Annotated in this window: 10 protein-coding genes; 8 read left to right on the top strand and 2 right to left on the bottom strand. The window is 67.7% G+C overall.

Annotated features, from left to right (window positions below):
• A partial coding sequence (locus tag ITP53_RS52615; RefSeq protein WP_195903009.1) for a transposase occupies nt 1-723 on the bottom strand: 723 nt, incomplete at its 3' end.
• A 233-nt stretch (nt 724-956) separates the two neighbouring features.
• On the opposite strand from ITP53_RS52615, the gene ITP53_RS56705 reads away from it, so the two are divergent.
• The 5 genes from ITP53_RS56705 (at nt 957) to ITP53_RS52595 (ending at nt 5,390) form a co-directional block, all read left to right on the top strand.
• Entirely contained in the window at nt 957-1,322 is a 366-nt protein-coding gene (locus ITP53_RS56705; RefSeq protein ID WP_207757669.1) for a hypothetical protein, read from the top strand.
• Between the two features lie 344 nt (nt 1,323-1,666).
• Complete coding sequence (locus ITP53_RS56700) at nt 1,667-2,020, top strand: integrase core domain-containing protein (RefSeq protein ID WP_207757668.1); 354 nt, start codon at nt 1,667-1,669, stop codon at nt 2,018-2,020.
• A 134-nt stretch (nt 2,021-2,154) separates the two neighbouring features.
• Nucleotides 2,155-4,575, top strand: coding sequence for a NucA/NucB deoxyribonuclease domain-containing protein (locus ITP53_RS52605; RefSeq protein WP_195903008.1), 2,421 nt, complete (start codon nt 2,155-2,157; stop codon nt 4,573-4,575).
• Between the two features lie 3 nt (nt 4,576-4,578).
• Nucleotides 4,579-4,986 (top strand): hypothetical protein, encoded by a 408-nt coding sequence (locus tag ITP53_RS52600; protein ID WP_195903007.1) that lies wholly within the window; start codon nt 4,579-4,581, stop codon nt 4,984-4,986.
• A 47-nt stretch (nt 4,987-5,033) separates the two neighbouring features.
• Nucleotides 5,034-5,390 carry a hypothetical protein gene (locus ITP53_RS52595; protein WP_195903006.1) on the top strand — a complete coding sequence of 119 codons (357 nt, stop codon included), beginning with the start codon at nt 5,034-5,036 and terminating at the stop codon, nt 5,388-5,390.
• Between the two features lie 470 nt (nt 5,391-5,860).
• Here the strand turns inward: ITP53_RS52595 and ITP53_RS52590 are convergent, their stop codons facing one another.
• The gene (locus ITP53_RS52590) at nt 5,861-6,331 is read right to left on the bottom strand and encodes an IS66 family transposase (protein WP_195903005.1); all 471 of its coding nucleotides are present in this window, start codon (nt 6,329-6,331) and stop codon (nt 5,861-5,863) included.
• A gap of 32 nt (nt 6,332-6,363) precedes the next feature.
• Here ITP53_RS52590 and ITP53_RS61605 point away from each other — a divergent pair, with 32 nt between their 5' ends.
• Genes ITP53_RS61605 through ITP53_RS52575 form a run of 3 tightly spaced genes read left to right on the top strand, consistent with a single transcriptional unit; the run spans nt 6,364 to nt 7,246 of the window.
• Nucleotides 6,364-6,558, top strand: a complete 195-nt coding sequence (locus ITP53_RS61605; RefSeq protein WP_195903004.1) for a transposase — start codon at nt 6,364-6,366, stop codon at nt 6,556-6,558.
• Nucleotides 6,504-6,731 carry a hypothetical protein gene (locus ITP53_RS52580; protein ID WP_195903003.1) on the top strand — a complete coding sequence of 76 codons (228 nt, stop codon included), beginning with the start codon at nt 6,504-6,506 and terminating at the stop codon, nt 6,729-6,731. The genes ITP53_RS61605 and ITP53_RS52580 overlap by 55 nt, the downstream gene beginning before the upstream one ends.
• A 2-nt stretch (nt 6,732-6,733) precedes the next feature.
• Nucleotides 6,734-7,246: an IS3 family transposase gene (locus tag ITP53_RS52575; RefSeq protein WP_207757667.1), complete on the top strand. Its 513-nt coding sequence runs from the start codon at nt 6,734-6,736 to the stop codon at nt 7,244-7,246.
• The last annotated feature ends 59 nt before the right edge of the window (nt 7,247-7,305 follow it).

Genomic DNA, 7,305 nt, shown 5'->3' with positions numbered 1-7,305 from the left:
GCCCAGGCGGGCGCCTTTGGTGCGGGGTCGTCCGGACCTGCCGGTTCTGGGTGGGGGCAGGGCGTGCAGGACCGAGGTGACCTTCAGTCGGCTGGTCCAGGTGATCGCATCATCCAGGCCGCGCAGATGTTCGCCGGCGTAGGCCGCATCTCCGACGGCGTGCACCATCCGGGTGGGGTAGCGGGCGGCGATCGCCTCGACCATCTCCCGGGCGAATGCGATCTTGCCGGTGCGCTTGGGGCGCCACAGCCGGGCCAGGACCGGCAGGCAGGGCGGCCGGGACAGCAACGGCAGCTGCACGATGATCCCGGCGATCACCCAGCAGTTGCCGAACCCGATCGGTTTGGGCCCTTTGGCTGCGCCGTCGTGATGCCAGGCGACGCCGAACACTTTCTTGCCCGACCGTTTGAACAGGGTGTCATCGACCACCACGGTGATCGCCGAGCCCGGCGGGAGCAGCCGGGCCACGATCAGATCGCACAACGCCAGCCCGAGGGCGTCGGTGCGCCAGCGAGACGCGGAGAAGAAGCGGTGCGCGCGGCAGTGATGCCACACCCGTTCCAGCCCGGCGCCCAGCAGCATCCCGCACACCGTGCGGCGCCGCGTCTGCGCGATCAACCCCACCGCAAGAGCGGCGAACGAGCGGTGACCCGGCGCGGTGAAACAGGACCGGAACACCGCCAGCAGCGCGGCCAGCGACGGTAACGTGCCATCTGGGAGCATCGGCGGATTCACCTTCTACCAGGGTGTTACAGACACCGCCGATGCTCCTCCCGCACACCCAGTCCCGCCCGGCTTACCGGCGAAGGCACGCGGAAACATCCCCCTCGCTACACGCACGTCGATCTTGGAAAACTGCGAAACACGAGGTCACCTGTGGGTGCCGAATATTCTGTCACAGGGTTTGATCTGGGGTTTTGCTGTGCTCGATGGCTCCGCTCCGGAAGGATCACAGGATGGCTCTGCGGCTGCTGCACTTGATCGTCTTACGAGCATTTGGCTGGATCGCGCTGCTCGCCCGATCACAGGCGTCCAAGGACGCAGAGATCCTGGTGTTGCGGCATCAGCTGGCTGTGCGTCGCCGCCAGGTCGCCGCTCCCCGGCCGTCGTGGGCGGACCGGGCGATCCTTTCCGCGCTGGCGCGGCTTCTTCCCCGATGCCGCCGATGTCACCTGTTCGTCACACCGCGGACGCTCCTACGCTGGCACGCCGACCTGGTGAAGCGACGCTGGACCTACCCCAGGCATGGGCCGGGACGGCCACCGATTCGACCCACCATCCGCGCCCTGGTGCTGCGCCTGGCCGCCGAAAATCCGGACTGAGGTTACCGGCGCATCGCCGGGCAGATCGCCGGTCTGGGCCGGACGGTGTCCCCGGCCACCGTGTGGGCGATCTTGAAGAGGGCCGGCTTCGATCCAGCGCCCCGGCGCAGCGGTCCGACCTGGGCTCAGTTCCTCAAGACTCAGGCATCCGGGATCTTGGCGTGCGACTTCTTCAGCGTCGAGACGGTCATGCTCGCGCGGCTGTACTGCTTCGCCGTGGTCGAGCACTCCACCCGGCGGGTCCACGTGCTGGGGGTCACGGCGAACCCCACCGCTGGCTGAGTCGCCAGCAAGCCCGCGACCTGATACTCGACCTGGGCGATCGGATCGGTGATTTCCGATTCTTGATCAGAGACCGGGACAGCAAGTTCACCAGGTTGTTCGATGAGGTGTTCACGACCGAGGGCATACGCGTGGTGCTCACCGCGCCCCAGGCTCCTCGGATGAATGCGATCATGGAGCGGTGGGTGGGCAGCGTACGCCGCGAGCTACTCGACCGGATCCTCATCCTGAACGAACGCCACCTGCGCAAGGTCCTTGCCGAGTATGAGACCTACTTCAATAGGCATCGTCCGCACCGGGCTTTGAAGCAGGCCAGTCCTCTGCGGGCGCTACCCGATCCGGTCGACGCCGACATCGATGTCTTCCGACGAGACCGGCTCGGCGGCCTCCTACACGAATACGCCCAGGTCGCATGAGGCGACACAATATTCGGCACCCACACCGGAAACCACGCGTCAAACGGTCACTGACCTATCGGAAAAATCGGCATATGCTCGCAGGCGGCGGTCACGATTCCCGGCCGCCCCATCTGTTACGGGGAGTACATGCGATGAGCCGATTTCGGCGTGCCCTGCTCTGCTTACCCGTGGCTCTGACCCTGGCCGTGCCGCTCCACGCGAGCCCGGCGCAGGCGGAGCCACCGCAGGAAGCAGGAGCCCTCTCCTACACCGGCGAGCTGACCGTCGACGACACCGGCAAGCTCACCACCCAGCCGCAGCTCAAGGCGGACGCCCACGAGCCCGACCTGACCTACCGCGACCCGTTCGCCACCGCCGCCGCCTCCCTGCCGAGGAAGCCGCCGGCAGAACCCGCCGGGCCCGAGGTCGAAGACTGCCTCAACAGCGACGACGCCAAGGACTCCACCGGCCGCGTCTACAACCGGTTCATGTGGTGCCAGCGCTACCAGATCTCGGCCGGCCGGGTGGTCGGCGGCAGGCTGATGTCCACGGTGACCATGGACTTCGACGCCGTCGCCTACGGCCGCGACGACGCCAACCGCGGCGTCACGGTCTTCTTCAAGGCCGGGGATGCCGTCTACTGGCCGACCACGAAGGGCTACATCCGGCCGGAGTCCATGCTCTTCCAGCGCATCAGCTGCCTCGGCGCCAGCACGGGCTGCGAGCAGAGCTACGCGCACACCGGCAAGCAGCTCAAGGACTGGGACGACGGCTGGACGTCCTGGTCCATCACCTCGCTGCCGTCGGTCGGCACCGACCAGATCGCCAAGCACACCTGGGCTTTCGACGGCTTCATCATCGACTCCTGGAACACCACGCTGCCGGGCCTGCCCGCCGAGACGCACAACATCCGCTGCGACTCGGCCGTCTACTTCGGGCTCAAGCGGCGCGGCGCGTGCATCTTCGACGACGTGATCCCGCACCTGCAGTACTCGGTGCAGAAAAAGGAAGTCGCCGAGGTCGCCAAGCACATCCAGTGCGCGCAGGCCGAGCCGTTCTGCCTGCGCGACGGGCAGCCGTGGCAGACCTATCCCAAGCAGGACGCGGCCAAGATCATCCCGGGCAAGTTCATTCCCGGCCAGCGTGACGACCGGTTCGCGCTGCACCGCGTGCCGTACGACGGGCCGGTGTGGAACGCCAACGGGCGGGAGAAGGACCGGGGCTGCGCGACGATCCCCAAGAGCGACTACGACACGTCCAAGGGGCAGGAATGCGACGAATACCCCTTCGCGACCACTGTGGAAGGCGCTTCCAACCCCAACTGGGACTACTCGGTGCTCGGGGTGCCGAAGACGGTGAACGGCTGCGCGGGCAACGCGCTCAAGCGCTACTACCGCGACGACCGGATCCTCTACCACTCCGACGGCTTCTACGTGCACATCAAGGACACCCCGCCCGAGAACTCCGACGCGTGCGAAGCCATACCGGCCGATGAGGACGAGCCGCCCGGCGGTGGTGGCCCGGCGCCCGTCAACCTGCCGCCGAGCGCCGACGCCGGGCCGGACATCTCCGGCGACGAAGGCGCGGCCAACCGGCTGCAGGGCAGCGCCAGCGACCCCGAGTCCGGCACCCCGCACGTGAGCTGGAGCTTCACCCCGGGGCCCGGTGTGGACCCCGGCGCGACCTGCGGCTTCGGCGACGCGAGCGCGGGCGGCACCACCGTGACCTGCACCGACGACGGCACCTTCACCGTGACGCTGACCGCCAGCGACGGCTACAACGCGCCGGTGAGCGACAGCGCGACCGTACGGCTGAGCAATGTCGCACCGCACATGGGCCCGCGCCCGGTCATCGCGGCCGACGACACTCCGGCCACGCCGCCGGACACGCCGGGCATCCACCAGCCCGAACCCTGGCAGGTCTTCCGCGCCGGCACCCCGCTCAAGCTGCAGGCCGTCCTCGGCGAGCCGGGCGCCAACGACACCCACACCTGCCTGACCGACTGGGACGACGGCATCACCAGCACCTACAACGCCGCCGACCTGACCTGCGAGAACACGCACACGTTCACCGAACCCGGCATGTACACGATCAAGACCAAGGTCACCGACGACGACACCGGCACCGACACCAAGGACGTCATGGTCATCGTCTACGACCCGGACGCGGGGTTCGCCACGGCGGGCGGCTGGCTGGCCACGGCTGACGGCAAGGCGCACGTGCAGTTCAACCCGAAGTACCTGCCGCACGACGAAGGGCCCGCTCCGGGCAACGGCAAGCTCTCCTACCGGGTCAAGGACGGCCTCGACCTGGACTCGGCGTCATTGGAGTGGCTGGTCGTGACCCGTTCGGACAAGATCGCCCTCAAGGGGAGGACGTCGGACGGCCGCGGCTTCGTCGCCTACGCCTACGACGGCTCGCCCGATGGATTCCGCCTGGTCGTCTGGCCGCTGTCGGCAGGCGCCTACCCGCAGGGAGAGGTGTCGTACGACAATGTCGCAGGCGCGAGCTACGACCTGGACGAGGCACGGCCTGTAGAGCTCGACCAGGGCTCGATCCAGGCGCATAACTAGAAGATGACCGCATCCCTGCTGCACCGGCTGGAGACCACCGTCCTGGTGGACCACTACAGCTTCGACCTGCTCGACGACGGTGGCCCTCAGGAGGCCGTACCGGACTTCGGGGACCCGTCCCGCTGGCTGTTCACCGGGCGCAACGCCATCACGGTGGTCAGCCAGGACGGGTCCCCGCACCCGGCGCGGGTGACGGTGGAGCTGTGGTCGGCCGCACCCGACCCGACGCCGGGCGGGGTGCGGGCCGAGGTACGGCTGGACAGCGGGGACCTCGAGGTCAACCCCCTGGTCGATCCGGACGCCGGCTGGATCGACCTCGGGGGGCCCGGCGTGTACGAGGTGGAGGCGTATCAGCCGGAAGACGGCCACTACGTCTTCCGGATCTGGAACCCCGCAGGCGGACCTCCATGATCGTCGCAGCCGAACCGGCCAGGTAGCCGCGACGGAAGATATGGTCCATGCCGAACAGCGACACGCCCGCGCACGTCACCACGGGCAATGCCCAGCTTGACGAGGACTGGGCGTACGTACGAGACCACGTCGACCAGACGGCCGACACCATATCCGCGCAGATGGCCGGCTACGCCCTCGGCTTCGCCCACGCAATGCTCACGGCCCGGAGGGAAGACCTCGCGCAGGAAAAGATCGACTGGATGACGCAGTACGCCGACCGGATACGAGCAGCAGGCCATCGAGCACAACAACCACCCCAGCCCGCGAAGGCACGGGCGGCCCCGACCCCGATAGCCCGCCCCTCGCGCGCACGTAAATGCCTCGCGAAAGGGACTGTACGGTTTCTGGACACCCCAACATAACGAGGCATCATCGAGGATTCACGGGTGTTCACCCGTCCGGTCTTCCCCTTGCCGGTAACTCCCGGATGGCTCGGGAGTCCTTGGGCTTCTCCCCGGAGCTCCGCACCCCGCCGTTACCAGCGACGCACGTCCGGGCGGGGACGGGCCATGCGCACGGGCCCGGGACTACGCTGCCAACATCATCTGTCGGCCCTCCTTCCAGCGTGTCCACTCAAAGCGTGCGACTTCGTGTCGCACTTCGGCCTGGTTGTTGGGGGGGCACGTTCAGGTCGTGGGCGAAGCGCAGGACGTCGTTTTCGCGGTCGCGCAGGACCTCCAAGAGGACGCGGCCGATCGGCTGGGTGACAGTCTTGGCAGGTCCTGGGATCCGCCGGACCTCGGATAATCCGATCCGGACGCCGTGCCGGAAGCTGTTGATCCACATCTGCTTGGTGCCGGGGCCGGCTCGCGGGCGAGGTTGGCGGCGTGGATCAGCCCGCGCAGCGCGGTCTGGATCTGGGTGGGCCAGGCTGCGCCGGGGTAGGTCTCCGCACAGTCCTCAAGATCGCGCAGTAGGTGGCTCGTGCAGAGTTGGTCAGGTGGACGCCGAGTTCGGGTGAGTCGTAGTTCTGGTAGCGGTCGTGGACGAGCACACCGCTCAGGTCGGCGATGACGAACTTCTTGAACGTGGCCATGGTGCGGTCGCCGAGCATGTACCAGGTGTAGAGCGCCGTGCAGGCGACCAGCAGGTACTTCTTGGCCTTCTTCGCGCCGACCCGGATCGGCGTCTCATCGCAGCACACTGCATAGGCCAGGGTGAGTAGAGCCCGGATGCGCAGGTTGGCCGCCTCGACGGTCGCGGCCGCGCGGGCGATCATGCCGTGCACGAACCCCGGCGAAGGCTGCACACCGGTGAGCGAGGCGATCAACTCGACGCAGCGGTGCACTGCGGTTCCCCTCATAACGTGGAGACCGAACCGGGAGAGGTTTGGTCGTGGCAGCAGTCACGCGGCGGCGCTTTGATCCGGAGTTCCGGGCCGGGGCGTTGCGTATCGTCAAGGAGACCGGCAAGCCCGTGGCCCAGGTGGCGCGGGATCTGGGATCAGCCCGTACACGCTGCACAATTGGGTGCAGATGGATCGGCTCGCCGAGCAGTACAACGGCGACGGCGACGGGAGCGGAACACTGAAGGAGTCCGAGCAGGAGGAGCTGGCCCGGCTGCGGCGGGAGAAGGCCGAGCTGGCCAAGCAGCACGCCGAGGAGAAGGCGGCGTGGGAGAAGGAACGTGCCGAGCTGGAAGACGAGCGTGATGTGCTCAAGCGCTCGGTGGTCTTGTGGGTCAAAGAGGCGATGGGCCGATAGACGTGGTGGCCTTCATCAGCTCCCAGAAGACCGAGCACGGCATCGACCACATCACCTCCTGCCGGGCGCTGGGTGTCTCGCAGTCCTGGTACTACAAGTGGAAGAACCGCATCGGCGACGATGCGCCGACCGCCCGCCAGCGCCGGCGGGCCGACCTGGATGCGCAGATCACCCACTCGTTCGAGGCGTCGGGCGGCACCTACGGCTCGCCTCGCATCACCCGCGACCTGCATGAGGCGGGCTGGCGGGTGTCGGAGAACACGGTCGCGGCGCGGATGGCCGAGCTCGGCCTGGTCGCTCGCGTGCGTCGTAAGCCGCGGTCGCTGACCCGGCAGGGCAAGCGGCCGGCCGCCCCGGACCTGGTCCACCGGCAGTTCACCGCGGTCGCGCCGGACGTGCTGTGGTGCGGCGATGTGACGCAGATCGACACCGATGAGGGCAAGTTGTATCTATCAGTTACGTGGAATCAACTCCCCGTGCGTGTCCCTTCCAATGAGCTGATCTTGATTCGGTAGCCTCGCTGTCAGTCGAGGGGCGGGGGTCCTGGACGTGGCGGTGGTGCTGGAGGACAAGT

It is taken from the genome of Nonomuraea cypriaca, assembly GCF_015645445.1.
Lineage (GTDB): Bacteria > Actinomycetota > Actinomycetes > Streptosporangiales > Streptosporangiaceae > Nonomuraea > Nonomuraea cypriaca.
The sequence above is the reverse complement of the archived record's forward strand: the minus strand, read 5'-3'. Positions and strand labels throughout refer to the sequence as shown.